At 60.4% G+C, this 26,739-nt stretch carries 21 protein-coding genes and 2 pseudogenes; 13 read left to right on the plus strand and 10 right to left on the minus strand.

All coding sequences use genetic code 11. The annotated features are described in order from the left end of the window. The first annotated feature begins 25 nt into the window (after positions 1-25). Entirely contained in the window at positions 26-934 is a 909-nt protein-coding gene (locus tag GFM02_RS04065; RefSeq protein WP_168320889.1) for a LysR family transcriptional regulator, read from the plus strand. A 43-nt stretch (positions 935-977) separates the two neighbouring features. On the opposite strand, the pseudogene GFM02_RS04070 reads toward GFM02_RS04065, so the two are convergent. Beyond that, positions 978-1,223: pseudogene (locus GFM02_RS04070) on the minus strand (3-oxoadipyl-CoA thiolase); the annotation flags it as partial. A gap of 77 nt (positions 1,224-1,300) precedes the next feature. On the opposite strand from GFM02_RS04070, the gene GFM02_RS04075 reads away from it, so the two are divergent. The 8 genes from GFM02_RS04075 to GFM02_RS04110 are packed head-to-tail and all read left to right on the plus strand — an operon-like array spanning position 1,301 to position 9,907. Beyond that, positions 1,301-1,690 (plus strand): helix-turn-helix domain-containing protein, encoded by a 390-nt coding sequence (locus GFM02_RS04075; protein ID WP_168320890.1) that lies wholly within the window; start codon positions 1,301-1,303, stop codon positions 1,688-1,690. Continuing rightward, on the plus strand, positions 1,687-3,708 hold the full coding sequence (gene hyfB / locus GFM02_RS04080; protein ID WP_168320891.1) for a hydrogenase 4 subunit B: 2,022 nt from the start codon (positions 1,687-1,689) through the stop codon (positions 3,706-3,708). Before GFM02_RS04075 ends, hyfB begins: the two co-directional genes overlap by 4 nt. Further along, positions 3,699-4,655, plus strand: coding sequence for a respiratory chain complex I subunit 1 family protein (locus GFM02_RS04085; protein ID WP_168266366.1), 957 nt, complete (start codon positions 3,699-3,701; stop codon positions 4,653-4,655). Before hyfB ends, GFM02_RS04085 begins: the two co-directional genes overlap by 10 nt. Next, positions 4,655-5,320: a hydrogenase-4 component E gene (locus GFM02_RS04090; RefSeq protein ID WP_168320892.1), complete on the plus strand. Its 666-nt coding sequence runs from the start codon at positions 4,655-4,657 to the stop codon at positions 5,318-5,320. Before GFM02_RS04085 ends, GFM02_RS04090 begins: the two co-directional genes overlap by 1 nt. Further along, positions 5,317-6,780 (plus strand): hydrogenase 4 subunit F, encoded by a 1,464-nt coding sequence (locus tag GFM02_RS04095; protein ID WP_164575704.1) that lies wholly within the window; start codon positions 5,317-5,319, stop codon positions 6,778-6,780. The genes GFM02_RS04090 and GFM02_RS04095 overlap by 4 nt, the downstream gene beginning before the upstream one ends. 13 nt (positions 6,781-6,793) lie before the next feature. Beyond that, positions 6,794-8,308 (plus strand): NADH-quinone oxidoreductase subunit C, encoded by a 1,515-nt coding sequence (locus GFM02_RS04100; protein ID WP_168320893.1) that lies wholly within the window; start codon positions 6,794-6,796, stop codon positions 8,306-8,308. A gap of 12 nt (positions 8,309-8,320) precedes the next feature. Then, positions 8,321-8,854: an NADH-quinone oxidoreductase subunit B family protein gene (locus tag GFM02_RS04105; RefSeq protein ID WP_168320894.1), complete on the plus strand. Its 534-nt coding sequence runs from the start codon at positions 8,321-8,323 to the stop codon at positions 8,852-8,854. Positions 8,855-8,866: 12 nt separating this feature from the next. Continuing rightward, on the plus strand, positions 8,867-9,907 hold the full coding sequence (locus tag GFM02_RS04110; RefSeq protein ID WP_168320895.1) for a DUF4365 domain-containing protein: 1,041 nt from the start codon (positions 8,867-8,869) through the stop codon (positions 9,905-9,907). A 192-nt stretch (positions 9,908-10,099) separates the two neighbouring features. Here the strand turns inward: GFM02_RS04110 and GFM02_RS04115 are convergent, their stop codons facing one another. The 9 genes and pseudogenes from GFM02_RS04115 to GFM02_RS04155 form a co-directional block, all read right to left on the minus strand. Beyond that, positions 10,100-10,582 carry a GNAT family N-acetyltransferase gene (locus GFM02_RS04115; protein ID WP_168320896.1) on the minus strand — a complete coding sequence of 161 codons (483 nt, stop codon included), beginning with the start codon at positions 10,580-10,582 and terminating at the stop codon, positions 10,100-10,102. 75 nt (positions 10,583-10,657) lie between these two features. Then, entirely contained in the window at positions 10,658-11,863 is a 1,206-nt protein-coding gene (gene pcaF / locus GFM02_RS04120) for a 3-oxoadipyl-CoA thiolase (protein ID WP_168320897.1), read from the minus strand. A 9-nt stretch (positions 11,864-11,872) separates the two neighbouring features. Next, complete coding sequence (locus GFM02_RS04125; RefSeq protein ID WP_168304223.1) at positions 11,873-12,592, minus strand: CoA transferase subunit B; 720 nt, start codon at positions 12,590-12,592, stop codon at positions 11,873-11,875. After that, positions 12,589-13,296, minus strand: coding sequence for a 3-oxoacid CoA-transferase subunit A (locus tag GFM02_RS04130; protein WP_168320898.1), 708 nt, complete (start codon positions 13,294-13,296; stop codon positions 12,589-12,591). The genes GFM02_RS04125 and GFM02_RS04130 overlap by 4 nt, the downstream gene beginning before the upstream one ends. A 245-nt stretch (positions 13,297-13,541) precedes the next feature. Beyond that, positions 13,542-13,850: pseudogene (locus tag GFM02_RS04135) on the minus strand (hypothetical protein); the annotation flags it as partial. A gap of 242 nt (positions 13,851-14,092) precedes the next feature. Then, entirely contained in the window at positions 14,093-15,277 is a 1,185-nt protein-coding gene (locus GFM02_RS04140; protein WP_168320899.1) for a hypothetical protein, read from the minus strand. Positions 15,278-15,321: 44 nt separating this feature from the next. Beyond that, positions 15,322-16,065 (minus strand): TfuA-like protein, encoded by a 744-nt coding sequence (locus GFM02_RS04145; protein WP_168320900.1) that lies wholly within the window; start codon positions 16,063-16,065, stop codon positions 15,322-15,324. A gap of 9 nt (positions 16,066-16,074) precedes the next feature. Beyond that, positions 16,075-17,253 (minus strand): YcaO-like family protein, encoded by a 1,179-nt coding sequence (locus GFM02_RS04150; RefSeq protein ID WP_168321106.1) that lies wholly within the window; start codon positions 17,251-17,253, stop codon positions 16,075-16,077. A gap of 25 nt (positions 17,254-17,278) precedes the next feature. After that, positions 17,279-20,353 carry an ATP-binding protein gene (locus GFM02_RS04155; protein ID WP_168320901.1) on the minus strand — a complete coding sequence of 1,025 codons (3,075 nt, stop codon included), beginning with the start codon at positions 20,351-20,353 and terminating at the stop codon, positions 17,279-17,281. A 337-nt stretch (positions 20,354-20,690) separates the two neighbouring features. Between GFM02_RS04155 and GFM02_RS04160 the strand changes: the two genes are divergently transcribed. The 4 genes from GFM02_RS04160 to GFM02_RS04175 all read left to right on the plus strand — a co-directional run bounded on the left by GFM02_RS04160 (position 20,691) and on the right by GFM02_RS04175 (position 26,687). Beyond that, positions 20,691-21,449 carry an IclR family transcriptional regulator gene (locus GFM02_RS04160; RefSeq protein ID WP_168320902.1) on the plus strand — a complete coding sequence of 253 codons (759 nt, stop codon included), beginning with the start codon at positions 20,691-20,693 and terminating at the stop codon, positions 21,447-21,449. A gap of 503 nt (positions 21,450-21,952) precedes the next feature. Then, complete coding sequence (locus tag GFM02_RS04165) at positions 21,953-22,879, plus strand: ArsR/SmtB family transcription factor (RefSeq protein WP_017957935.1); 927 nt, start codon at positions 21,953-21,955, stop codon at positions 22,877-22,879. 210 nt (positions 22,880-23,089) lie between these two features. Then, entirely contained in the window at positions 23,090-24,598 is a 1,509-nt protein-coding gene (locus tag GFM02_RS04170; RefSeq protein ID WP_168320903.1) for an alpha-N-arabinofuranosidase, read from the plus strand. A 184-nt stretch (positions 24,599-24,782) separates the two neighbouring features. After that, positions 24,783-26,687 carry an ABC transporter substrate-binding protein gene (locus tag GFM02_RS04175; protein ID WP_168320904.1) on the plus strand — a complete coding sequence of 635 codons (1,905 nt, stop codon included), beginning with the start codon at positions 24,783-24,785 and terminating at the stop codon, positions 26,685-26,687. Positions 26,688-26,739 lie beyond the last annotated feature (52 nt).

Consider the following 26,739-nt stretch of genomic DNA (forward strand, 5'->3'; position numbering starts at 1 on the left):
ATAATTCGCATAGGGAGAGAGACGGATGCGGGAGCTACGTCAATTCGTCGAAGTGGCAAACCAGCGATCGATCTCGCGTGCCGCCAAGAAGCTGAATATTTCGCAGCCGGCGCTTTCCCGGGCTATCCGGCAACTCGAAGACAGCTATGGCGTTCCGCTGTTCAACAGGACCGGAGCCGGCGTCGAATTGAGTGTTTACGGTTCAGCCCTTTATAGCCGGGCGGTGCGGATATTGCCGGCGCTCGATGAAGCGAAAGAAGAGATCGAACATCTTCAGGGCCGCGCCAAGGCCGTTATTCGCATAGCCACCGGCGACCTTTGGGGGCTCGTCATATTGCCGGGAATCATAAAAGCCTTCAGCCGGACGCATCCGGGTGTCGTCGTCCACGTCGAGATCGCCGATGACGGCACGCGTTTCGAGGGAATGCGACACGGCGTCTACGATCTCGTCTTCGGAACGCTCTCCTACAAATATGAAGCCGTCATGCAGGTCGAGTTCGAAACGCTGGTAAGGCAGGCGACCTACATCTACTGCGATAAGGATCACCACCTGGCCAAAGCGGCGGCTGTCACCCTCGATGATCTTCTGCGTCAGCGCTGGATCAGCCCCGGCTACGGAGACGATGAAGGACCTGGTCAACTCGAGCGTCAGACCCGGGACTTTGCGGTACGCGTAGATTCCATGTTGCAGGCTCTGTTGATCATGCAGGCTTCGCCGCTGGTGATGGCGGCCTCAAGCGGCTTTGAGAAATTGTTCGATAGGTTCGGGATCAAACCAGTCATGTTCGAGGACCACTGTCGGGTACAAGAATCGGGCGCGATCTATTTTCCGCGTGCGCTCGAGAAATCTCCGGTCCGCGATTTCCTGCGTTTGGTGCGTGGTTCGATGCCGTTGCTGGAGTTGCCTGAATTCTCGCTCACTGAAAGTGCGTGATTGTTTTCATCGGCCGTGCAGATCGTCCGGTCGCGCAGGGTGCCTCCATCGTCGTTGCACGCGGATGCTCGTCCTCGTCGACGACAACGGGAGCGCCCTTGCGCTGCGGGATGGTCACCGGCGTGATCTCCTTCGCCAGCCGTCCGCTCGCCTGCGCGACAGCGGCCTTCGCCTGGCTTCGCACGGCGAAGGCATCCTGATCCTCGCGGCTGACATGATAGTCCTCGGCGACGTTCTCGCCGGTCTCCGGCATCGAATCGATGCCGTATTGCTTCTTCATCAGCGGATGGCGAGCAGCATCGCTTCGGCCAGAATGCTGCGGCGTAGATGGCGTGCATGCCACCACGAGGCTGACGCATCAGAATATTGATTTCAGACATCAATAGGCACATCATAGGAGTCAATTATCAGAGTTTGCGCAAGATAAGCGATGTTTCAATCGTGATCACCGCCGCTCAGATGCGGGCCGCCCGGGCCCTTCTCGGTATCGACCAGCGCCAGCTGGCCGAAATGGCGGGAATTTCTGTCCCGACAATTCAGCGCATGGAGGCGAGCGCCTATGTCGTGCGCGGCAATGTCGACTCGCTGATGCGTTTACTGGCCGCGTTGGAAAGCGCCGGTGTCGAGGTGATCAACGAGGGAACTGTCAGCACGGATGGTGGGCGAGGGGTCAGGCTCAGGGCGAAACTCAAGCCATCAAAGCGCGGAGCGACGGAGCCATCAGGGCCCTTTCCTGCAGCGAGGGATGATCAGTGACATCGGTTTCTATCCTGTTGTCATGTGTGGCCGCGCTGCTTGGGATGGCTGTGCTCGCCGTGCCGATCGCCCGTTCGGCCTCGTCCACGCCTATCATCTACGGTGCAAGCCTGGTTTTCTCCGCCGTCGCTTTCGTTATTGCGCTCGCCTGTCTTGCCACGGCTGTCCCTGCCGCCGAGGCGGCGGCGCTTGCCCTTCCTCTCGGCCTGCCATGGCTCGGGAGCCATTTCCGGATCGATGCGCTGGCGGCCTTGTTCCTTGTGGTCGTCAATCTCGGCGGCGCGCTCTCCAGCCTCTACGGTCTCGGTTACGGCCGTCACGAACACGCGCCGCATCGGGTGCTGCCGTTCTTTCCGGCTTTTCTCGCCGGCATGAACCTTGTGATCATGGCCGATGATGCCTTTACCTTCCTCATCTCCTGGGAGTTCATGTCGCTCGCGTCCTGGGCGATGGTGATGGCCCATCATCGCGACGCTGGCAACCGCAAGGCCGGCTATCTCTATATCGTCATGGCGAGCTTCGGTACGCTCGCGCTGCTGCTCGCCTTCGGGCTGCTTGCCGGGGCTGACGGAAGCTATGGTTTTGCCGCCATGCGGGTGTCCGAACATACGCCGTCCACGGCTGGTCTCGTGCTCATGCTGCTGCTGTTCGGCGCCGGTTCCAAGGCTGGCCTCGTGCCGTTGCATGTCTGGCTGCCGCTGGCACATCCGGCTGCGCCAAGCCATGTTTCAGCGCTGATGAGCGGCGTCATGACCAAGGTCGCGGTCTATGCGTTCATCCGCGTGATCTTCGACCTGATCGGCGCGCCGACATGGTGGTCGGGCGTTATCGTCCTTGTGCTCGGCGGTGGCACGGCTGTGCTGGGTATCCTGCATGCGATGATGGAAAGGGATCTCAAACGTCTGCTTGCCTACAGCACGATCGAGAATATCGGCGTGATATTCGTGGGCCTCGGCCTGGCGCTCGCCTTCAAGGCGAACGGCATGGGTTTGGCGGCCGCGCTGGCGCTGACGGCCGCGCTGTTCCACGTTCTCAACCATTCCTTCTTCAAGAGCCTGCTCTTCTACGGCGCCGGCGCGGTGCTGACGGCAACGGGCGAGCGGGACATGGACAAGCTCGGTGGCCTCATCCACCGCATGCCGGTCACCAGCTTCCTTTTCCTCATCGGCTGCGTCGCGATCTCCGCCCTGCCGCCGTTCAACGGCTTCGTTTCCGAATGGCTGGCATTCCAGGCGATCCTGCAAAGCCCTGCCTTGCCGCAATGGGGCCTGAAGATCCTGGTGCCGGCGGTGGGTGGGCTGCTCGCCTTGTCGGCGGCGCTGGCTGCCGCCTGTTTCGTCAAGGCATTCGGCGTCATCTTCCTCGGCCGTCCTCGAACCATCGTCGCCGAACAGGCGCTGGAGGTCGACCGCTTCTCGCTTGCGGCAATGTCCGTATTGGCGGCGCTCTGCCTTCTCGCCGGCATCCTGCCGGGGATCGTCATCGACGGCCTTGCACCGGTGACGCTGTCGTTGATCGGTGACCGGATGCCGGTGCAGACGGATATTCCGTGGCTGTCGATCGTGCCGGTGGCCGAAAGCCGCAGTTCCTACAACGGCCTGCTGGTCTTCCTGTTCACCCTCCTCTCGGCGTCGCTGACGGCCTATCTCATCCACCGCTTCGCTTCGCGGCGGCTCCGTCGGGCGCCCGCCTGGGATTGCGGCTTTCCCGAGGTCAGTCCGGCGACGCAATATGGCGGCGGCAGCTTCGCCCAGCCCGTCCGGCGCGTTTTCGGTACGCTGATCTTCCGGGCGCGCGAGCGGGTCGACATGCCGGCGCCCGGCGATCTGCGTCCGGCGCATTTTGCCGTCGAGACACATGATCTGGTCTGGGAAGGACTTTACCTGCCGATTGCAGGTGCCGTCGGATTTGTGGCCGAAAAGCTCAACCATCTGCAGTTTCTCACGATCCGGCGTTATCTCAGCCTAGTGTTCCTCGCGCTCGTCTTCCTGCTTCTGGTGCTGGCGCTATGGTCCTGATCGCAGCTCTTCTCATCCAGGCATTCCAGATGGCGCTCGTCGTGCTGCTTGCGCCGCTGCTGACCGGCTTCATACGCCTGGTCAAGGCGCGGTTGTTGCGTCGGCGGGGGCCTTCCGTGATCCAGCCATACCGTGACCTGCTGCGGCTTCTGCGCAAGGAAGTGGTGCTCGCCGAAAATGCTTCCTGGCTGTTCAGGGTGACGCCCTATCTGATCTTCGCCGTCACATGGGTCGCAGCCGCCATCATCCCCACCTTCGCCACAGGCCTTATCTTCAGCTGGACCGCGGACCTGATCGCCATCGTCGCGCTGCTCGGCAGCGCCCGTTTCTTTCTGACGCTCGCCGGCATGGATGTTGGCACCAGCTTCGGCGGCATCGGATCGAGCCGCGAGGTGATGATCGCGACGCTCGCCGAGCCTTCGATGCTGCTCATCATCTTCACCCTCGCTCTCATCGCCGGCTCCACCCAGCTTTCGTCCATCGCCGCCTTCATGACCTCAACGCAGGTGGGCCTGCGTGTTTCCCTGGCGATCGCCCTGATCGCCCTGGTCATGGTCGCGATCGCCGAAAATGCCCGTATTCCGGTCGACAACCCTGCGACCCATCTGGAGCTCACCATGGTGCATGAAGCCATGGTGCTCGAATATTCCGGACGACATCTCGCGATGATCGAGCTCGCGGCATCGCTCAAGCTATTGCTCTACATCTCGTTGATCGCCTGCATCTTTGCGCCGTGGAAACTGGCCGTCATGGGGACCGGCCCTGCCGTCTATCTGGCCGGCCTGCTCGCTTACCTCGCCAAGCTTGCGGCCGGCGGAGCGCTGCTTGCGCTGTTCGAAACCGCAACGGCCAAGATGCGGGTGTTCCGCGTACCCGAGTTCCTCGGCGCGGCACTCATGCTCGCGCTGCTCGCCACCCTTCTGCGGTTCGTGTCGAGGAGTCTTTGATGGACGGACCGGTCTTCGACATCGCCCATATGCTCGCCGGCGGTCTGGTGCTGGTCAGCATGATGATGCTCTATCAGGACCGTCTTTACGCACTGCTCAACGTCTTCGCCCTGCACTCGTTGATATTGACGCTGTCGGTGGCCTGGCAGGCCTTCATCCAGGATGCGCCGCATCTTTATGTAACGGCAGCAATCGCCCTCGTCTTCAAGGCCATCGTCATTCCCGTGGTGCTCCACCGCATGATCCGCCAGCTCGGCATCCACCGCGAGATCGAGACCGTCGTCGGCATCGGCCCGACGATGCTCGCCGGTATCGGCCTTGTCGCGCTGGCGACGGTGGTGATGCTGCGCGTGACGCCGGAGGCGGATCCGCTGGCGCGGGAGGATCTCGCCTTCGCTTTGTCGGTGCTGTTGCTCGGGCTTTTGATCATGGTCACCCGCCGCAATGCCGTCAGCCAGGTCGTCGGCTTCATGTCACTGGAAAACGGGCTGGTGCTTGCCGCCACCGGCGCCAAGGGCATGCCGCTGGTGGTCGAGATCAGTGTCGCCTTCTCTATCCTCATCGCCTTCATCGTCATCGGCGTTTTCCTGTTCCGCATTCGCGAGCGGTTCGACACCGTCGATGTCCGCGCGCTCGATGAATTCAAAGGGAGGAGGCGAAAATGAACATTTTCTCCCCTGTCCTGGCCTTCGATGCGGTAACGGCCGTCCTTTTGATACCGATCGCGGCGGCGGCCCTTCTGGCGCTCCTACCCGGCTACCGGATGACGGCGCGACTGAACGTCCTCGCGAGCCTGCTGACCCTGCTTGCCGCCCTTTGCCTGTTCGTGACCGATCGCCCGGCACCGGGACAATATCTCCTCGTCGACGATCTCAACATCGTCTTCATCGTCCTCAACGCCTTCGTCGGCTTCACCACCAGTGTCTTCAGCGCCGGCTACATCGCCCACGAGCTGGAGACGGGGCGGCTGACACCGGCAAATATCCGCTTCTACCACGCCATGTATCAGATCATGATGTTCGGTATGAATCTCGCATTCGTGTCGAACAATATCGGCCTGATGTGGGTTGCCGTCGAACTTGCGACGCTGACCACCGTGCTGATGGTCGGCCTCTACCGCACGCATGAAGCGCTCGAAGCCGCCTGGAAATATTTCATTCTGGGAAGCGTCGGCATCGCCTTCGCGCTGTTCGGTACCATTCTGGTCTATCTGGCGGCGCAGCCGGTGGTGGGCGAAGGTTACGACGCCATGGTCTGGACCATCCTGATCGACCATGCCGCGGCCTTCGATCCGGCGCTCCTCAACGTCGCCTTCATCTTTCTGCTGCTCGGCTACGGCACCAAGGTCGGTCTCGCACCGCTGCATGCCTGGCTGCCGGACGCCCATGCCGAAGGGCCGACGCCGATCTCGGCGGTCCTTTCCGGCCTGCTCCTGAATGTCGCGCTCTATGCCGTGCTGCGCTTCAAGATGCTGCTGTCGGCCAGTCCCGAGGCGCTCGCTCCCGGGCCGCTGATGATGACGATGGGCCTCGCCTCGCTGATCTTCGCAGCCTTCATGCTCTACCGTCGCCGCGACATCAAGCGTTTGTTCGCCTATTCCTCGATCGAGCATATGGGTATCATCGTCTTTGCCTTCGGTCTGGGCGGGCCGATCGCCAATTTTGCCGGGCTGCTGCATATGGTCATGCATTCGCTGACCAAATCGGCGATCTTCTTTGCCGTCGGCCATATCGCCCAGATCAAGGGAACGCAGAGGCTCTCCGCCATCCGCGGCCTGAGCGAAACGCATCCAGGGCTTGGCTGGGGTCTGCTCACCGGCGTCATCGCCATCGCCGGCCTGCCGCCGGCGGGCATATTCATGAGCGAGTTCCTGATCGTCAGCTCGACCTTCGCCAAGCAGCCGTTGCTGGCCATTCCGCTGGTCTTCGGATTGCTGATCGCTTTCGGCGCTCTGCTGCTCAGGCTGACAGGCGCCGTCTTCGGCCAGCCGCGCGGCAACACGGCGCCGGCCCAGGTGTCGTACCTGCCGATGTACGCTCATCTCGCGCTGGTGCTCGTCGCCGGCATCTACCTGCCGCCGCCGCTGGTCGCCTGGTTCCAGCATATCGCCAACCTTCTTCGATGATGCGGGGGAAAAGATGTCGGCGCTGAGCGATCTGATTGAGAAGGGAGTGTCGGCTCAACATCATGCGCCGTGGTCGCGCGCTGTCGTCGATCCAGCGATATGGACATCCTCAACACTTGAGCTTGCGGAAAGGCATTTGACCTTGCTCGGCCTTTGGGGAGAGGAGCACGCAGTTCACATGGCCCTCCTCGATGAATCCGCCAGTACGATCGCTGTCATCAGCCTTGAAGGGCTGGCGGATGGCTATCCCTCCGTTGCGCGGCATCATCCGCCCGCGCTGCGGCTGGAGCGGGCGATCCACGACCTTACCGGGTTGGAGCCGCAGGAGCTGCCGGATATCCGTCCATGGCTCGATCATGGACGCTGGGATCTGCGCCACCCGCTCGGCAAGCAGGCGGCAACCCTGGCCAAGCCCGAGCCCTACACCTTCCTGCGTGCGGAAGGTGACGGTCTGCATCAGATCCCGGTCGGCCCGGTGCATGCCGGCATCATCGAGCCCGGGCATTTTCGTTTCACGGCCAACGGCGAAACGGTCGTCCGTCTCGAAGAACGTCTCGGATATGTCCACAAGGGGATCGAGGCGCTGATGGTCGGAGCGGACCTGCTCCGCGGAGCGCAGCTCGCCGGGCGGACGTCCGGCGACAGCACGGTCGCCTATGCCTATGCTTTTGCTCGGGCAGCGGAGGCTGCGGCCGGGCTTGTCGTCCCGCCCCGCGCGGTATGGCTGCGGGCCCTGATGGCCGAACTGGAGCGGCTCGCCAACCATCTCGGCGATATTGGCGCCATCTGCAACGATGCCGCGTTTCCGTTGATGCTGGCCCATTGCGGCGTGCTGCGCGAACGTGTGCTTCGCGCGGCCGAGACTGCCTTCGGCCACCGGTTGATGCGCGACCGCATCCTCCCCGGCGGTGTTGCAATCAACCTCAGCGAAGATGGACGCGCCAGCCTGAAGACCCTGCTTGATGAAATCCACCGAAAATTGCCGGCCTTGGTGGAACTCTATGACAACACGGCCTCGCTTCAGGACCGAACGGTCGGAACCGGCAGGCTGCGAGGCGAGCTCGCCCGCCAATATGGCGCCGGCGGTTATGTCGGACGCGCCTCCGGGCGCGGTTTCGACGCACGGGATGTCCTGCGTTACCCGCCCTATGATCAGCTTTCATTCGAGGTTCCGGTGCTGAACGAGGGCGATGTCAATGCCCGCGTCTGGATCCGCATTCGCGAAGTCGAGCAGAGCCTATCCCTGCTGGGCCAGATCCTTGACCGGTTGCCGGATGGTCCGATCATGAGGGATATCCCCTTCATCAATGAGAGCCGGGAGGGCATGGCGCTCGTCGAAGGCTTTCGCGGCGACGTTCTGGTCTGGCTGCGGCTGACTCGGGAAAGTAGGATCGAACGCTGCCATTTGCGCGATCCATCCTGGTTTCAATGGCCACTGCTGGAGGCCGCGATCGAAGGAAATATCGTCGCGGACTTTCCGCTCTGCAACAAGTCGTTCAACTGTTCCTATTCCGGTCACGATCTCTGAAGGCAACCCATCATGCGCAAGCTCCTCTTCGAAAGTCTCATCCGGCCGCCACTGACGGAACTGAGACCGCCGGTTTCCGACGCTGCGATGACAGAGCTCGCCGCCGCCATCGAAAGGAGCGCGCGCCGACGGCTTGGACGCAGCCTGTCGATCCGAGCCGTCGATGCCGGGTCCTGCAACGGCTGCGAGCTGGAAATGCACGCCCTCAGCAATGCTTTCTATGACATCGAGCGCTTCGGGCTTCGTTTCGTCGCCTCGCCGCGGCATGCCGATGTGCTGCTGGTTACCGGCCCGGTGACCAGGAACATGGTGCAGGCGCTCGAACGGACCTACATTGCCACGCCCGACCCCAAATGGGTCGTCGCCCTCGGCGACTGTGGTCGCGATGGAGGCTGCTTCGCGGGCAGCTATGCCGTCCTCGGCGGGGTTTCGAAGGTCGTGCCCGTCGATCTGCATATTCCAGGATGTCCCCCTTCACCGATGGATATCCTCAAGGGTCTGCTCGGACTGCTTGAAGATGTGAACAGGGAGAGCCGCGTTTCGTGACGGGCAGCTTCGATGGTTCGACTTCTGCAGGCTGGAATCATTGCAATCACCACGCTGGCCGCGGCAGCGCCAAGGCTACTTGCAACCATTTGGCACCGGATCGTGCCACCGATACCGCCGCGCCGGCGGCATGACATTGCGCTGGGCGGTCAACCGGCGGATCCCGCTATGCGCATGGCAATCGATGCCGTCGAGAAGGTGTTTGTCCGGGATTTCAAGTGGTCTTTTCGCAGGCTGCCGGTTTCGAAGGTCGGGATCGATGCACGGGCCGAGATTCTTGATAGCGGGCGGCCAACCGGAAAGTTCCTGCCTCTTCAAATCAGATCGATACCATCATGGGTGGAAGCCGGTGGCGATTACATCCATCGCGGCGAGCGCAGCCATCTCGATTACTGGGCGAAACACGTGTTGCCTGTCTGTATCGTCATCGTCGATGCCCGCAGCGGGATAATGCGATGGCAGAGAGCCGACAAGGGGAACTGCGCGGAAACGGAGTCGGGGTGGGAGATGGTTGTTCCGGCAGCCAACGTGTTGGATGCTAACGCCAAGTTCTGTTTCGACGAGGCCGTTGCCTCCGATCAGGAGTCGCTGATGCGCTCTGCCTTTGCCCTTGATCGAGAGCTGATGGAGGAGGTTCAGGATCAAACAACTTTTTTCGTGTGGGACGAGTGGGGCGACACGACAGCGATCTTTTCCAACCTGCAGATCTATATCGGCGAAGACGGGAGGGACGAGCCGGATATTCGGATCGACTATCATCTCCGGGCAGACAATCTGCATGACGTCATGACCAGGCTCTTCCCTTGGGCGACCTATTCTTACGCCGAGCCGATCAAGGAATATTCCGAAGCGGTTGCCGTGCACGTTCTCGAGGTCGAACTTCGGCCTGAAGCAGAGGCCTATCTCGAGGCCGAAGACTTTCTGGTGGCCGGCTACCCCGATGAGGAGGAGCCGTGCGCGCCGGAATCCGAGGGTTATGTTACGGCGCAGGAAGAAGAGGCGTTCTGGCGGAGCCGGGGTGTTTCTCGCGGGCATCGTAATCAGGACGAATGACGATATCGTGCAAATCGCGGATTTGGGGTCAAAGAGGCGGCAGGCACAACGCTGTCTACACGCCGTGAACCTGCCGCTTTGGGAATCAGCTTTTCGTATGCCACTCTTTTCCTCCGCAGCAGCATTTTTGGAAGTGCGTGATTGTTTCGGCCGTGCAGATCATCCGGTCGCGCAGGGTCCGGGATCAAACAGCTAGAGCGTGCGAAACATCACCAATGCGTCGACATAACCCTGCGTCGGATGAAGGAACACGCCAGGGAGCCGGCCGACAATATCGAAGCCGAGAGATTGCCACAGCGCAACCGCGCGTTCATTGCTGCTGACGACGAAATTGAACTGCATCGCCCGAAAGCCCCGCAAGCGGGCATGCTCCAGGGAATGCTCATGCATCAGCCGCGCGACGCCACGGCCGCTTGCGGCAGCATCGGTCATGTAACCGCAATTGCAGACATGCCGGCCGCCGCCTGCCTGATTGGCCTTGATGTAATAGGTGCCGAGGATCACGCCATCCTCTGCGGCGACGAAGGTCTCCCGGTCCGGCCCCATCCAATAGGCCAGCGCATCGGCTTCGCTCAGATCGCGATCGAGCGCGTAGGTTTCGCCGGCGCGGATCGTCGGACCGATGATCCTCCAGATGGCGCTTTGGTCGTTCTTGTCTGCGGGTCGGATCAGCATACGCGATTTCTACAGAAGCCTGATATGGCCCGCAACGGGTCGAAAGCCTCCGTGAATGTCGGAAGCGTCCCGACCTCAAACTCTTTCAAGCGCTATCGCAATCCCCTGCCCGACACCGATGCACATGGTCGACAGCGAATATTTTCCACCGGTCTGCAGAAGCTCTAGTGCCGCGGTGCCGGTGATGCGTGCACCCGACATGCCAAGCGGATGGCCGAGCGCGATCGCGCCGCCATTGCGGTTTACGCGCGCGTCATCATCGGCAATGCCCAGCGCGCGCAGCACCGCCAGCCCCTGGCTGGCAAAGGCCTCATTGAGTTCGATCACGTCGAACTGCTCGGCGGTCATACCGAGCCGTGCCATCAGCTTGCGCGAGGCCGGGATCGGCCCGACGCCCATCACTCTTGGCGGAACCGCGGCAGCCGCGCCGCCTAGAATGCGCGCGATCGGCGTCAGGCCGTATTTCCGCGCCGCCGCTTCGGAAGCGACGATCAGTGCGGCCGCCCCGTCATTGACGCCGGAGGCATTGCCCGCCGTCACCGTGCCACCTTCCTTCTTGAAAGGTGTGGCGAGTTTCGCCAGCGTTTCGATCGTCGTCGCGCGCGGATGCTCGTCCTTGTCGACGATAACAGCATCGCCCTTGCGCTGCGGGATGGACACCGCGGTGATCTCCTTCGCCAGCCGTCCGTTCGCCTGGGCGGCGGCGGCCTTCGCCTGGCTTCGCACCGCAAACGCATCCTGGTCTTCGCGGCTGACATGATAGTCTTCGGCGACATTCTCGCCGGTCTCCGGCATCGAATCGACGCCGTACTGCTTTTTCATCAGCGGGTTGACGAAGCGCCAGCCGATCGTCGTGTCATGGATTTCGGCCGCCCGTGAAAAGGCCGTCTCGGCCTTCGGCATGACGAAGGGCGCGCGTGACATGCTCTCGACGCCACCCGCGACCATCAGCTCGGCCTCGCCGGAGCGGATGGCGCGCGCCGCCGTGATCACCGCATCCATGCCGGAGCCACAGAGCCGGTTGATCGTCGTACCGGGAACCGTGATCGGCAGGCCGGCCAGCAGCGCCGACATGCGCGCGACATTGCGGTTGTCCTCGCCCGCCTGGTTGGCGCAGCCGAAGATGACGTCATCGACAGCGTCCCAATCCACGGCGCCGTTTCGTTGCATCAGCGCCTTCAGCGGGATCGCGCCGAGATCGTCGGCGCGCACCTGGGAGAGCGAGCCGGCGAAGCGGCCGATCGGCGTTCTGATATAGTCGCAGATAAAGGCTTCGGTCATGGCTTTTCCTCAGAGTTTGGGGACGACCAGGTCGGCGACCGGCCCCTCGACATGCAGCGGCGCGCCGGTCATCGCCTGCAATTCCTCTTGCGACATCGCGGCCAGCTTCTCGCGCAGGACGAAACGTCCGTCGACGATGTCGATGACCGCATGGCTGGTATAAACGCGGGTGATGCAGGCGACGCCGGTCAGCGGGAAGGTGCATTTTTCCACCAGCTTCGGCTCGCCTGTCTTGGTGACGTGCTCGGTAATGACGCAGACCTGCTTGGCGCCGTGCACCAGGTCCATGGCGCCACCGACGGCCGGCACGCCCTTGCTGCCAACCCGCCAGTTGGCGAGGTCGCCGCTCTGGGCAACCTGATAGGCGCCGAGGATCGCGACGTCGAGATGGCCGCCGCGCACCATGGCGAAGCTGTCGGCGTGATGGAAGAAGGCGGCACCCGGCTTCAGCGTCACCGCCTTCTTGCCGGCATTGATCAGGTCCCAGTCCTCCTCGCCTGCGGCCGGCGGCTCGCCAAAGTTCAGGATGCCGTTTTCGGTGTGGAAGATCGCCTGACGGCCGGGCGGCTGATAGCGGGCGACCATTTCGGGAAAACCGATGCCGAGGTTCACATAGGCGCCGTCGGCAATGTCCTGCGCGGCGCGCCAGGCGATCTGCGCATTGGAAAGTTTGATGTCTTCCCGGGTGTTGATGGGGCGGGTGTTGATGGAGCTGTGATCGATGGTCATACGTAGGCCACTCCGGCTCGAATGAGCTCTTCTTCCTGCTGGGGACTGGGGACAGCGACGACGCGGTCGACGAAGATGCCTGGCGTCACCACCTGCTCGGGATCGATGCCGCCGGCCGGTACGATGGATGAGACCTGGACGATGGTCTTCGCCGCCGCCATGCACATCAGCGGATTGAAGTTGCGGCCGGCCTTGTTGTAGGTGAGATTGCCTTGGATATCGCCGATCGCAGCCTTGACGATCGCGAAGTCGGCCTTCAGCCAGCGCTCCTGCACGTAATGACGGCCGTCGAATTCGGCGATGACCTTGCCGTTGGCAAGTTCGGTGCCGTAGGCGGTCGGTGTATAAAAGGCCGGGATGCCGGCCCCGCCGGCGCGGATGCGCTCGGCAAGCGTTCCCTGCGGCACCAGCTCGAGCTCGATTTCGCCGGCCAGATATTTGTCCGTGAAGGCGCGCGGATCCGACGAACGTGGGAAAGAGCAGATCATCTTTCTGACCATGCCGGCATCGATCATCGCAGCGATACCGATCCGCCCGTTGCCGGCATTGTTGTTGATCACGGTGAGGTTTTTGGAGCCCTTGTCGATCAAGGCGTGAATGAGCTCGATCGGCGCGCCCGAGCCACCAAAACCACCGATCATGACGGTCGCGCCATCACCGATCTCAGAGACGGCTTCCACCGTGCTCCCGACTGTCTTGTCCATGCGGGATCTCTCCTTGGCTAGATGCGGCCGGGAAGCTGATCCCGTCCTCTAGCGTCAGGCATAAGGCGCGGCGGACGGGACGGCAAGAAATTTGTGCGTTATTTGATTTTTGTTCATATATCGCACACAGAATAGACTGGCCTTTAAGTCCCAGATCAAGATTGATAGGTATGCTGCTTGTTGTGCCGCTAGGATCGGAAAGGATTGAGGCCCATCTCGGCCTCAATCCGAGCATTGCCATGGTTTCAATCACGAAGCCGTTGCGGCGCCAGCGATTGCGTCTGCGCATAGGCAAGCGGCGAACGGTTGCCAGGCAGGTTTTCGTCAAGGATCAGCGTTTTGATGTCGTCGGAGCGGACGTCGAGCGCGATCACTCGTTCGAGCTTGTCCAATGACCAGACGGAATAGCCGAGCGCCCGCGAATAGCCGCAATCGCATCCGCAGTCGTCGCGGGATATCTCTGTGGCCTTGACCGGGAGATACATGATCCGCGGCTTCGGCAGCTTGTAGCAATGACCCTCATAAGCATAACCATAGATCACGCCGATGCTGACCATCTGGACCTTGCCAGGATCGATCAGAATGTAACAGTTGCCCACCTTGAGCTTGATTTTGTCCGAACCGCTATCCTCGGTTGGCTTTACTTGAGCCCCTTGAGACGGATGAGCGTCTGTGCCGGGCTGACAAAATTCATTTCGCCCATAGAGACGGACCTCGCTGGGATTGAATGGCACTTTACCTGTTCCAATGAACGGAGTCTCAGAGCAGCAACTCATTTCCCCTCTCCTTTTCTGGCTCACCTCGAGCCGATAATTTCACGCCATGCAAAGTTTTCCTCTAATTGTGCGGCAGTCGATACATCCGCCGCCGAGATGATAGCCCGCGCGGCGTCCCTAAGCCGCATCGTGTCTGGGTCCAAGCTATGAAGGGCTCCGCCGATCGCCCTTCCCACTGAATCCCTTGCCTTGGTCAGGGCCAGCTTGAAGAAGAGCGGTCGGTCGCGAAAGGCCGCCGTCGTCGATTGCCGGAACCAATCTAACTCATCCAGCGTCAGATCGCGCAGATCGACGGAGAGAAGACGGTGATCGGCGCAGCCGCTGGCAACCAACTCCCGATGGTAGAGTTCAACGATCGCATCGAAGATCGCACCGAGGAAGGGCAAGGATCGGTCATGAACCTCGCTTGTGACTTCCGACATGCGCCGGAAGTTGGTCGCAAGGCGGATCTGCGTCTCCGGGCTTGTCTCGGCAAAGCGGTTAAGCTCGTTATAGAGAAGGAGGTTCCCCTTTGTCCTGCGCAGCAGGCGGTCGATGGCGGAATCGAAATGCAGGAACGAGATCAAGGATATGCTGTCCGACATGGCTTCGGAGAATGGAAAGAAATCTGCCTCACGAGAAAGAGTATTGGGAAGCCCCGTTTGCGAGAGCGTGATGAGATGACCGATCTCATGAGCGATCGTGTCGAAATTCAGCGCATAGGGCGACTGCTCATCACCCACTTCCGAGTAACCGAGTTCGATGAAACCAAAGCCCGCTTGCGCGTTCTTCCACCGAACAAGGGGGACAATTTCAAGCCGCGGATAGAAATCAGAGAAGAACCAATGCATTGGTCGTGCGAGATAATTGCGCCAGACATCAAGAACGAAATGAATGCAAGCAAAGGCATGGGCGCCCAGGTAATCCCGCGATCTCGGGTCGAGGCTATCAAAGTGGCGATCCGGGCCTGACCGAACCGGCCGTCGTTGGGGACCACGGTATGGAGGTAAACCACCAAAACGATAAGGCTCCTTGTCGAACAGCGGATCCGCGACATACATCGACATGTCGCTAGGTCCATCACCGATCTCGTCAGGCAATATCGACAGCAAGACGCGATCTGGCTGCTCATATCCAAAGATAAAGGGCGGCTGAGGAAATATCCAGAATCGAGTCCCAAGACTGGGCTCAGACTTTGTAAGTGATATGTCAGGAGACAATTCCATAGCTCAACTACTCAGTTAGATGAGTTATATGGCAACAACTTAAATTAGTACTTGCTAATTAATTTGATGTCAATAGATCCAGCTTCAAGATCGCGCAGGAAGGTATTGGTTGCCGTAAAAGACAACCTGGCAGGCTTGTACTTCGACAAGCCTGGCGCCAACCGTAGGGCAAGGCGCGCATCGTCTTTCTTCTGTGTGATCAAATGGCTGCGTAGCAAGACCGATCTTTCCGCTGGCAATTGCGCTGCGGCGAGCACCTTTCGAACGGACCGCTCACGAAAATTGAGCCGCCGGGCTGCGGCGATACCTGCATCCATTTCGGATTTCGCAATCAGGCCACGTCGAAAGAGCGCGGTAAAACTGCGCTGCAGGTCCACCAGTGCTTCGGTCAAAGCCGTGAAGCCGAGTTCCGCGGGGCCGCATTCGACCGCGACTGCATCTTCCGCTGTCAGCGGCCAACGCCTGTACCATCGATAGATGAGACCGACACCGATCATTCCGAATGGATGCAGTTCGGCGGCCCGGAGCGCGCCCATGCTTGCAGCCCCGATCATCACGATACCCTGGGATAGCGCCCAGAGAATTTCCTTGTGACGCACCGCCGGCCTGTCCTCGAAAAGACCATCGATCAAGACCATCGCTTTCGGGCGAAATGCGTGAGCGGCAAGAATGATGTCTCCCTGCGAAACGGGCTGCAGGTAGATGGCGTCAAGAGTGCGTTGCGCGTCCGGCAAGCGGAGGGTCGGACCGAGAAAAACGAGTATTGGACCGTCCGCTTTCTGATCCATCCCGGACCCTCACCGCTCGACTGTAAAAGGGCGCATGCCCGCAAGTATCGTTCGCACGCAATGAATGTGCGGATTGTTCTCGGACGCGACTGGAACGGCGAGAACGGGGCCTAGACCGGCAGAAATGATCCTTTCCAGGAGATCGGCAAGGCCGGCAACCGCGGGCAAAACGCCCACAAAATCGATCGATGGAGCACATTCACCAAGAATGAGATCGCGGGCATCGGCAAGCATAGCGCTGCTTGGCCTCGCATAGTGTTTCCGCGTCTGGTCGTCTCGCGCGCCGGATATTGCTCCGGCTCGGGCGGCCAGCGCTTCAAGTAACGCACCGAACGCCGCTTTATGAAGATCGAGACCGGCACAATAACCCTCCGTCGGGAGAGCCAACACGGGTTCGCCTTTGCCGGCTTCAATCGTCTGGCACCAGACGACCGGAATACGTGTCGGCGAAAGGGCATACCAGAAGGCAGCCGATATTCCGAGTTTAGCCACGTGCGAGAGAACATCCTGAACTGCTGTGCCCAATTCCGATAACGGCAGTCTCATCCGATCCATGAAGCCGTGGATTTTGAATGCCCGGGCAATCGCATCCCGCTCTATGCATTCCAGCAACCCATGCCGCAACGCGCCAAAATCTGACCGATGGCATGCGAGGCCAGCTGTGGTGCGCAGAAAAACGCCATCATGGCGTGGGGGCGGATCAGTATAGATCGTGTGCACAAGTTCAAACGGGATGGGCGCAGTAGCGCCGGTTACCATATCAACACCCATGATCCAGTCGATCTCGCGTTCACGCCAATTCGTGCGGGAATCAGCAAGGCAGAAATCATCGAAGGAGCCAGCGCCAACCTCTAGCCTTTCTGCAGTCGATAGGAAGACACGGGACGCGGGGATTGCCTCGGCGTAAAGGCGCTCGAACGATTCCATGATCGCTCCGATCGCGGCAGACGCTATGGACATTCCACGGCCGAGCGAGGTGACTTCCGACAATGCGGCCGGTCGTATGGCCTGAACGACCGGAAATCCGATTCGATCAAGGCCGGTCAGATCGGCGACGCGTGTGATCCGGGCTCGGCGGCAAAGCGGCAGCAGGGAGCGGAAATAGGCCTCGGCGTCCCCAGGGTCCGGTTCCGGCGATACGAGAGACATGTTTCCGTTCATGATGTCGGCATAAAATGCCGAGAGCATTTCCCTCTCGTCTTCGGAATAAATTTCAGAGCTCGCCAGCAAGGCCAAGCTCCTTCGCCGATCGTTGCGACCGGTGCAGCAAGGCAACCGCACCTTGCTCTTGCGCAATGACGATCGCAGTCCTCAGATCCGGCAGGAGAGCCGGCTCTTCTACCTTGGCGCACGACAGCAGCAATGCGCGACGGCGGTGAAGCTCGGCCAACCAATAACCATGGCCTGTCGCATTCGCCTCCCGGATAGCTTCGGTGGCGACCTCGATCGCTGTTTGGTACTTCCGCGCCTGGCCGAGCATGGTCGCATGCATGTAGAGGTAGATCGGCAGATCGGCGACGGTTCCGAGCTCTCTCAGAAGCGCCAAGCCTGCGCGGAAGATTTCGTGGCCGCCGGATAGGTTCTCAATGTGCGCAGTCGCCCATCCGCGAAAGAGCATCGCGAGTGCCGATAAGGATTGCAGTTCGTGCTTTTTCGCAAAATCGCCCATCCTGCCCGAAATCTCGATCAGGCGTGCATGGTCGTTGCGATAGAACGCCGATACCGCCTCGGTATCCAGCGAGTGCGACTTGCTCGGCATATGCGCGATCCGATCCACAAAAGCGACCATGTCTGCAAGTGCCTTGCTGGATTCTTCGGTCTGCCCCGTCAGCCAGAGCGACAGCGCAAGCTGTCCGAGACCACAAACCTTGGCATCATGGCCACCAAAGACATTGCGGCTCGCCTTCGCTGCCTCATCGTCGTAGAGAGCAAGCCCCGCTCGTATCGCCTTTTGGGCCTCCCCCTGCCTTCCGACATTGAACTCGATTGCCCAGATCGAATGGTTGACTTGCAGTTCGATTTCGCGATCGGCGATTCCGGAGAGCATCGCCTGGACTTTACGGGCGCGGCTGTGCATCTCCATGAAGTTTTGCCCGGTCAACCACCAGCCCCAATAGAGTGGAAACCACTTGGGCTGATCTTCCTTCGGCTGACGGCGCGCGATCTCGACGCCTTTTTCGTAAAGGATTCGCGCCGGCGTCGAATTGGGTCCGACCGTTGCCGTCAGCAGCGGTCCGAGCACCGTCAACACCGAAAGGTGCAACTCATCGGAAACACCGTTGGGCATGGTCTCGCAAAGCGCTAGGGCTCGTTCGAGATGGTGGCGCGCCTCCACCATTGCCGATCGGCTGGCGTGCTCCATTCCGGCCCTCATGAACGACGAAACCGCATGCTCCGGAAGGCCGGCAGCCTCTGCATGCTCGGCAAGCGCACCCGCATCCAGCCAACCCGCGATGGCGCGATTGCTGTTCGCGGCCATGAACAGGCGTCGGTGGAGAAGCCGGCGTTGCGTTTTCAGCAGACCGTTGTAAATCGTCTCCTGGATCAAAGCGTGGCGAAAGCCGTAGGCGATGCCGCCATGGGCACGCACGCGGGTCAAAAATCCACTCTCGCATAAAGTTTCAGCAGCATGCAGGAGAGATTTCCTGCTTGCTTCCGGCAACAGTGGGCGGAGCAGTGAAACGGTAAAACGATCCCCTGCGACGGCCCCGGCGCGCGCCACATCCCTGGCGGAACCCAAATGCTCGAGCCGCGAATTCAAGATCCCCTCGAAGGCGGAAACATGATTACGGGACGCATTTGCCGGCACGCTCATTGCATCTTCGGCAGCAGTCTCGAATGCCCATTGGCATATTTCCTCGATGAAAAGCGGTACGCCGCCGGATATGCGTTCGCTCACTTCAAGCAGCTGCGGCAACGCCTCCTGGCGATGGCTCGGCCAGCGCGCGGCGATCGCCAGCCGCGTTTCGTCATGGTCGAGCGGGCCGAGCGAAATATGTTCTGGTTCGCCCTCGTCGAATAGGCTGGCATGGCGGTTCTCTCGGCTGGTGACGATCAGCAGTGCGGGAAGCGTCGGCACGAGCCGCGCCGCTTCGCGAAGCAGGTACTCGGACGTAGGGTCGATCCAATGAATGTCCTCCACTGCAATGACCAGCGGTGTTTGTCCGCATATGACGCTCAACACTTTTGACAGCGCCTGCCGTGCGCTTTTCTGGATTGACTTGGGGGAGCTGTCGGAGAAAGCTTCATTGCGCCCATCCGCGCCGAGCAAATGGGAAAATATGCCAATCACTTCCGGATCTTCGACACCATGGTGCGCGAACTGGGCGGCGACCGCGTCGACCGTCAGCCGCCCGCCATCCGCAGCATCGGAACGGCGCTGGGAAAAACTATTCACCAGCGGGTGAAGCGTCGAGCGAAACCCTCCCGGCAGGCATTGAAAGAACAGCGATCGGGCCGGCTGCGCATGGATCATGCGCCGGGCTTGCCGCAACAACCGCGACTTGCCGATGCCAGCCTGGCCTGTGATCGCAAGGACCCGGCCCTTGCCTCCGACGGCTGCGTCCCACGCCTTCTCTATTCGGTCAAGCTCCGCGACGCGGCCAACGAAGGTGCCGTCCAGCCTTCCGAATGCGTGGAAGCGGTCGAGCTCCCGTCTGTGGCCGATTGCTCTCCAGACATTTTCAGGCTCGGAGAAGCCTTTCAACATGCGTGTGCCTTCCGGAACGAAGGCGTGTGAGCGGCCGGCGAGGTTCCGGGTCTCTTCTGAAACCAGCACGCTGTCGGCTTCAGCGGCGGCCTCGAGCCGTGTCGCAAGCGCAAGTGCCGCGCCCGTGACCGGCTCATGTATCCAGTTCTGCAGCTGCGCATCCCGGATCAGGGCGACCGATGTCGCGACACCCACGCGCACGCGAAGATCGTCTCGATCAAGTTCACGGGCGAGGCGCTGACAGGCTTTCACGATTCCAACGCCGGCACGGATCGCAGCTGACGCGGCATCCCTCGGTCCAAGCTCGATCGGGAAAAGCGCAACTCCACCGTCCCCGGCTTCGACGCGGACGACACCGGAATGTGTCGTAATCGCTTGCCGCGCCGCCTGCTGGAAGGCGGCGATCATATCCTGATAGTCCTCGATATCCATCAGATTGAAGAGATTGGTGGAGCCGATCAGGTCATAGCACAATGCAGTCACGACCCGCCGCTCGCCGCCATGTTGGGAAGAACGGCTATCGTCACTCGAAACGTCTGTGGATCGCCTCTGCTTATCGATTGGCGTGTCGCGACTCATAAGCGGCTCCTGCCTTCCGAGTATCGATAATCACGCTATTCGGGCGATCATATCACGGCTTATCCGGGTTGTCGGCTGGGAATGTGGGAGGTGTTTCCAACGAAATCGTCAACGCTGCAGCTGTAACCCCCACTACGAACATTCAACGCGCCGATATGACACCTGCGGTGTCTGGCTGACTGCGCCATCGCTCTGATGAGCACTGGCACCAGCTAGGCCAAATCTATTGGCGCAAAATGTCCAAATCAAATAAGGATCGGTTCCAAGTGACGCAGAAAAAACTGTATTTAGAAAACTGCGCAAGCGCCAAACCAAAAGAGCATCAATAACCCGACCCATGCGTGAAACGGATTTTGTCAGCGGCTTTGCCCGCGGCCTGAAGGTTATCGAAGCTTTCGGAGAAACGCGGCAGCGGCTTTCCATTGCCGAGGCCGCAAAGCTGACGGAGCTTGACCGCGCCACGGTGCGCCGCTCGCTGCTGACGCTCGCCGAGCTCGGTTATGCCGATTATGACGGCAAATTCTTCACGTTGACGCCGAAGATCCTGCGCCTTGGCCATGCCTATCTCGCGGCGACGCCGCTGCCGGCGCTGCTGCAGCCGCATCTCGATCATCTGTCGGAAAAGGCCGGCCAGAGCGCCTCGGCCTCGGTGCTCGACGGCACAGACATCGTCTATATCGCCCGCGCCTCGCAGCGCCGCGTCATGTCGATCAACCTCACCCCCGGCAGCCGCTTGCCCGCCTACTGCGCCTCGATGGGCCGCGTGCTGCTTGCAGCCCTGGCCGAGAGCGAAGCGCGCGCCATCCTCGCCCGCAGCGAGCTGAAGCAAAACACGCCGAATACCAAGACCGACCCCGAGGACCTCATCGCCGAATTCCGCCGGATCCGCGCCGAGGGTTACGCCATCATCGATCAGGAGCTGGAGATCGGCCTCTGCTCCATCGCCGTGCCAGTCGATAACGACCGCGGCGAAACGGTCGCGGCGATCAATATCGGCGCGCCGGCCGCCCTCGTCCCGGCCGCGGAGATGAAGGACCGTTATCTGCCGCTGCTGAAGGAAACGCAGGCCGCGTTGCGGCCGCTGCTGCGGCGGTGACGATAGACTTGGCGACAGAGCGGCCCGAGCCGAGGGCCGGGGCCGTTCGACCCAGTGATCGGCCTTCGGCGGCGCGACGTGATCGATATGCAATCTCATCGGGCGTTGACCCGGGCCGGCGGACCACTCTGCCGGACTGAGGACGGAAACGCATCTTGCGACCGTTGCTTGAGAATATGTAATCAGTGATTTATATGCGTCATTGATGAATGGAGGTAGCGATGGCCAGCATAATGATCAAGAATCTCGCTGATGCCATTCGCGCCCGCTTGCGATTGGTCGGGGGAATTGAGCTCGAAATTCCGCCCCGCCAGCCGATCCGGAACGCGCCGGACTTTGACGCGTAACGTTCTCGATTCCAACCTCATATCGGAAACCGGAAGGGCTTCACGTTCATTTATGGCGGCTTGAAGCCGGGCCGCTATTGTACAAACCGTCGAAGCATTCCCACTTGATGTATCATAATTTCCGATATACATCATTTCATCGGAAATATTGGGGGAATGATGGAACGCTCGTTTTTGACGATTGCCGCCGGCGAGAATAATGATGCGATACGCGCGCTTTCGGCGCCGGCGCGGCTGGAAATGCTCAAGCTGCTCTGCGCAAAAGGGCCGATGAATATCAACGATATCGCGCGTGCCCTTTCCCTTCCTCAATCGACTGTCGCGACCGGGATCCAGATTTTGGAAGACGCCCGGCTTGTCGATTCCCAGCTGACGAAGGCGCGCAAGGGGAACCAGAAGATCTGCTCTGCGATCTACAGCGAAATTCTGATCAGCTTTGAGGAAAGTGCGGCCCAAAGGGCCAACAATATCATCGAAGTCGAGATGCCGGTCGGGCTCTACACCAGTTGTGACGTCCATGCCCCCTGTGGTCTTTGCTCCACCGAGAGCGTCATCGGCCCGCTCGATGTGCCCGACTATTTTCTCGATCCGCAGCGCATGCAGGCCGGGCTCGTCTGGTTCGGCAGAGGCTATGTGGAGTATAAATTCCCCAACAATGCCAAGGTGTTGAACAAGGATATCCGCGCCATCGAATTTTCGCTGGAGCTGTCGTCTGAAGTGCCCGGAACCAATCCGGACTGGCCGTCTGATATAACGCTCTGGGTCAACGGAATGGCGATCGGGACCTGGACGTCGCCCGGCGACTACGGCGACAAGCGCGGCGCCTTCACGCCGGCCTGGTGGAAGCTCGAAGGCTCGCAATATGGAATGATGAAGACCTGGCGGATCTCGACGCGCGGAACCTTCATCGACGGCGTCGCCGCTTCGAATGTCACGCTCAGCGATCTGGCTCTTGCCCAGCATTCTTCCATCCGGCTCCGGGTCGGTATCGCAGAAAATGCCGGCCATACCGGCGGCGTCAATATTTTCGGCCGCGGCTTCGGAAATCACGGCCGCGACATCATCATGCGACTTCACGTCTGAAAAATATAAATCGGAAATCTTGATTTAAATATCACAATTCTTTCGGATTTCGGCCGCCGATAAAATCGTACAAGCGACTGAAATCAAACTATTTTTCCTAAAATCCATATTAGTATGATTAAATTCGCAACTTGGTTGACAGAACGACATTCCTGATATCAAGTTAGGCGCAAGAAAACAAAATACCTGATATATAAACGGGAGGATCCGTTGAAGACGAATGTTGTGGTTCACCGCGATTTCCGCATCGCGACCATTGATTCCAGGCTCTACAGTTCATTTCTCGAGCATCTCGGCAGGGCGATCTACGGGGGCATCTATGAGCCCGGTCACCCGACCGCCGACGAGGACGGATTCCGCGGCGATGTCCTCGATCTGGTGCGTGAGCTCGACACGCCCTACTGCCGTTATCCGGGCGGCAACTTCGTCTCGGCCTATAATTGGGAAGACGGCGTCGGCCCGCGTGCCGAACGCCCGGTGCGCCTCGACCTTGCCTGGCGCACCCGCGAAGCCAACCAGATCGGCGTGAATGAATTCGTCGACTGGTGCAAGAAGGCCAATACCAAGCCGATGCTCGCCGTCAATCTCGGATCACGCGGCCTGGATGCCGCCCGCAATTTCCTCGAATATTGCAATCATCCCGGCGGCACCTACTGGTCGGATCTGCGCCGCAAGCACGGCTGGTCCAATCCGCACGATGTCAAATTGTGGTGCCTCGGCAACGAGATGGATGGTCCCTGGCAGGTCGGCCACAAGTCGGCTTATGAATATGGCCGGCTGGCGGATGAGACGGCAAAGGCCATGCGCGGCTTCGACAAGTCGCTCGAACTCGTGGTCTGCGGCTCGTCCAATTCCGACATGAAGACCTATCCCGAGTGGGAAGCGCAAGTCCTCGAGCAGTGCTACGACAGCGCCGACCATATCTCGCTGCATATGTATTTTGCCAATCGCGAGAAAAATACGCTCAACTATCTCGCCCGCGCGACGAAGCTCGACCGCTACATCACCACGATCGGCGGCGTGATCGATTACATCAAGGCGAAAAAACGCTCGAAGAAGACGATCGGCATTTCCTTCGACGAATGGAATGTCTGGTATCATTCCAACCAGCAGGACAAGGAGATCCTGGCGCGCGACGAATGGCCGGATGCGCCGCATCTCCTGGAAGACATCTATAATTTCGAAGACGTGCTGCAGGTCGGCGGCATCTTGAACACCTTCATCCGCCGTTCCGACCGGGTGCGCATCGCCTGCATCGCGCAGCTCGTCAACGTCATTGCCCCGATCATGACCGAGGACGGCGGCGCTGCCTGGCGCCAGACCATCTATTACCCCTTCTATTACGCCTCCAGATATGGCCGTGGAACGGCGCTGCAGCTGGTCGTCGATGGCCCGACCTATGACAGCGACGAGGAAAACGACGTCCCCTATCTCGACGTATCGGCAGTCCATTCCGAGGATGGCAAGACGCTGACCTTCTTTGCCGTCAATCGTCATCCGAGCACGGCGCTCGATCTCGATGTGCGGCTGGAAGGCTTCGGAAATGCCCGGGTGGTCGAGCAGGTAGAAATGACCCACGGCGATCTGGAAGCCGTCAACACGGCAGCGCGGCCGCAGACGGTCGCCCCCGTCAATGTCGAGAGTGGAAAGATCGAGGATGGACGGCTGCGGGCGGCGTTGAAACCGTTCTCCTACAACGTCATCCGGCTGTCGGTGTGACAGCTGCCGCCGGGTAAGCCCCCGGCTGAAGATATTCGGCTCGCTGCGAGGAGGCAGGGAGCCGGAGGGATGGTTCACCGAGGCTCTGGACTTTCAAGCCCTGATGCCTCTGCGAACCGACAACCGCGACGTGCCCATGCGTGCCCTTGCGGCCGCCGCATCGTCGCTTTCTAGGGAGGAGTTCATGCAACAGTGGAAGAGGTTTGCATTCGGCTTCGTGCTGGCCACGTTCGGCCTGACCGCAGTGGCCGGTGCCCAAGAATACACCTCCTTGCCGCGCAAGGAGACGCTCATCGTCGAAAATCCGGAAGGGACGATCAAAAATCCCGGCTGGTTCAACATCTGGGTCAATGGCGGCGGCGGCGTATCGACCGGCCTGCAGCAGCTGACCATGGATACGCTCTGGTATATCGACCCCGAACAAGGACTTGGCGGCGCGACCTGGGACAATTCGCTGGCTGCCGACAAGCCGCAATATAATGCCGACTTCACCGAGATGACCGTGAAACTGCGCAAGGGGCTCTTCTGGAGCGACGGCGTGGAGTTCACGGCAGACGACGTGGTCTATACCGTCAAGACGCAGATGGATCACCCCGGCATGGTCTGGAGTGCTGCCTTCTCGGTACAGGTGGCAAGCGTCGAGGCGACCGACCCCTCAACTGTGGTGTTCAAGCTGAAGAAGCCCAATTCGCGCTTCCACGCCCTCTTCACCGTTCGCTGGAACGGCGCCTGGATCATGCCCAAGCATGTCTTCGAGAAAGTCGAAGATCCGCTTCGTTATGATTTCGCCAATCCCGTTTCGCTCGGCGCTTACAAGCTCAAGTCCTACGACCCCCAGGGCAAGTGGTATACCTGGGAGAAGCGTGACGACTGGCAGCGCACCTCGCTTGCCCGCTTCGGCGAGCCGGCCCCGAAATACGTGACCTATACCGATCCCGGCCCGCCGGATAAGCGGACGATCGCCCAGCTCGAGCACAATCTCGATATCATTCACGACAACACGCCGGAGGGCATGTTCACCCTCAAGGAAAAATCTAAGACGATCGAGACATGGTTCCCGGGCTTTCCCTTCGCCCATCCGGACCCGACGCTTCCGGCCGTGATCTTCAACACCCAGAATCCGCCCTTCGACAACGCCGATGTACGCTGGGCGCTTGCCTTGCTGATCGACATCAAGGCGGTCGATATGGCGAGCTATCGCGGGGCAGCGACGCTTTCGGCGCTCGGCGTGCCGCCTACGGCGGCCACGATGAAGGACTATCAGGCGCCGATGCAGGATTGGCTGAAGAATTTCGAGATCGATACCGGCAAGAGCAAGATCAAGCCTTATGACCCGACGGTCGGGCAACAGATCGCCGATATCCTGCGCAAGCAGCCGAAGTTCAAGGACCAGATCCCGAGCGATCCTGAGGCAATCAGCGGTGCCTTCGGCTATGGCTGGTGGAAACCGGATCCGAAGGCTGCCGGCGAACTGCTGGAGAAGGCAGGCTTCAAGAAATCCGGCGGCAAATGGCTGACCCCTGATGGACAGCCCTTCAAGATCCGGATGACGGTGGAAGGCGACACCCGCTCGGTCTTCACCCGGGCGGGCACCCTGATCGCACAGCAATGGGCCTCCTTCGGTATCGACGCCAAAGCCGTGCCGGCCGCGAAACTTTGGCAGGTGGCGCTCCAGCCCGGCGATTTCCAGGTGGCGATCGCCTGGAGCGTCGAAACCTGGGGCGGCGATCCCGACCTGTCGTTCTTCCTCGACAGCTGGCATTCGCAGTTCGTGGCCAAGAAGGGTGACAATCAGCCGCCGCGCAACTGGCAGCGCTGGAGCAATCCGGAGCTCGACAAGATCATCGAGAGCATCCGCGGCATCAGCGCCGACGATCCCAAGGGCATGGAGCTCGGCAAGGATTATCTGAAGCTGGTTGCCCGCGAAATGCCGACGATCCCGCTGATGTCGTATAACGTCTTCACCTCGATGGATACGACCTATTGGACCGGCTATCCGACGATCGCCGATCCCTATACCGATCCGGTGCCGAATTGGGCCAACTCCAGGCTGATGATGGTCAAGCTCAAGCCGGCACAACCGAAATAATCCTCCCAACGCCGGCGCGAGTGTTGCGCGCCGGCCCCCTAATCGACGGGCA

The organism is Rhizobium leguminosarum bv. viciae, assembly GCF_012276115.1.
GTDB classification, from domain to species: domain Bacteria; phylum Pseudomonadota; class Alphaproteobacteria; order Rhizobiales; family Rhizobiaceae; genus Rhizobium; species Rhizobium leguminosarum_T.

Bases quoted from the DNA above. Each gene is read 5' to 3' on its own strand.
- GFM02_RS04065 (WP_168320889.1), top strand. From the start codon at position 26: ATGCGGGAGCTACGTCAATTCGTCGAAGTGGCAAACCAGCGATCGATC.
- GFM02_RS04085 (WP_168266366.1), top strand. From the start codon at position 3,699: ATGGTCCTGATCGCAGCTCTTCTCATCCAGGCATTCCAGATGGCGCTC.
- GFM02_RS04090 (WP_168320892.1), top strand. From the start codon at position 4,655: ATGGACGGACCGGTCTTCGACATCGCCCATATGCTCGCCGGCGGTCTG.
- GFM02_RS04095 (WP_164575704.1), top strand. From the start codon at position 5,317: ATGAACATTTTCTCCCCTGTCCTGGCCTTCGATGCGGTAACGGCCGTC.
- GFM02_RS04100 (WP_168320893.1), top strand. From the start codon at position 6,794: ATGTCGGCGCTGAGCGATCTGATTGAGAAGGGAGTGTCGGCTCAACAT.
- GFM02_RS04105 (WP_168320894.1), top strand. From the start codon at position 8,321: ATGCGCAAGCTCCTCTTCGAAAGTCTCATCCGGCCGCCACTGACGGAA.
- GFM02_RS04110 (WP_168320895.1), top strand. From the start codon at position 8,867: ATGGTTCGACTTCTGCAGGCTGGAATCATTGCAATCACCACGCTGGCC.
- GFM02_RS04115 (WP_168320896.1), bottom strand. From the start codon at position 10,582: ATGCTGATCCGACCCGCAGACAAGAACGACCAAAGCGCCATCTGGAGG.
- pcaF (WP_168320897.1), bottom strand. From the start codon at position 11,863: ATGACCGAAGCCTTTATCTGCGACTATATCAGAACGCCGATCGGCCGC.
- GFM02_RS04125 (WP_168304223.1), bottom strand. From the start codon at position 12,592: ATGACCATCGATCACAGCTCCATCAACACCCGCCCCATCAACACCCGG.
- GFM02_RS04130 (WP_168320898.1), bottom strand. From the start codon at position 13,296: ATGGACAAGACAGTCGGGAGCACGGTGGAAGCCGTCTCTGAGATCGGT.
- GFM02_RS04140 (WP_168320899.1), bottom strand. From the start codon at position 15,277: ATGGAATTGTCTCCTGACATATCACTTACAAAGTCTGAGCCCAGTCTT.
- GFM02_RS04145 (WP_168320900.1), bottom strand. From the start codon at position 16,065: ATGGATCAGAAAGCGGACGGTCCAATACTCGTTTTTCTCGGTCCGACC.
- GFM02_RS04150 (WP_168321106.1), bottom strand. From the start codon at position 17,253: ATGCTCTCGGCATTTTATGCCGACATCATGAACGGAAACATGTCTCTC.
- GFM02_RS04155 (WP_168320901.1), bottom strand. From the start codon at position 20,353: ATGAGTCGCGACACGCCAATCGATAAGCAGAGGCGATCCACAGACGTT.
- GFM02_RS04160 (WP_168320902.1), top strand. From the start codon at position 20,691: ATGCGTGAAACGGATTTTGTCAGCGGCTTTGCCCGCGGCCTGAAGGTT.
- GFM02_RS04165 (WP_017957935.1), top strand. From the start codon at position 21,953: ATGATGGAACGCTCGTTTTTGACGATTGCCGCCGGCGAGAATAATGAT.
- GFM02_RS04175 (WP_168320904.1), top strand. From the start codon at position 24,783: ATGCAACAGTGGAAGAGGTTTGCATTCGGCTTCGTGCTGGCCACGTTC.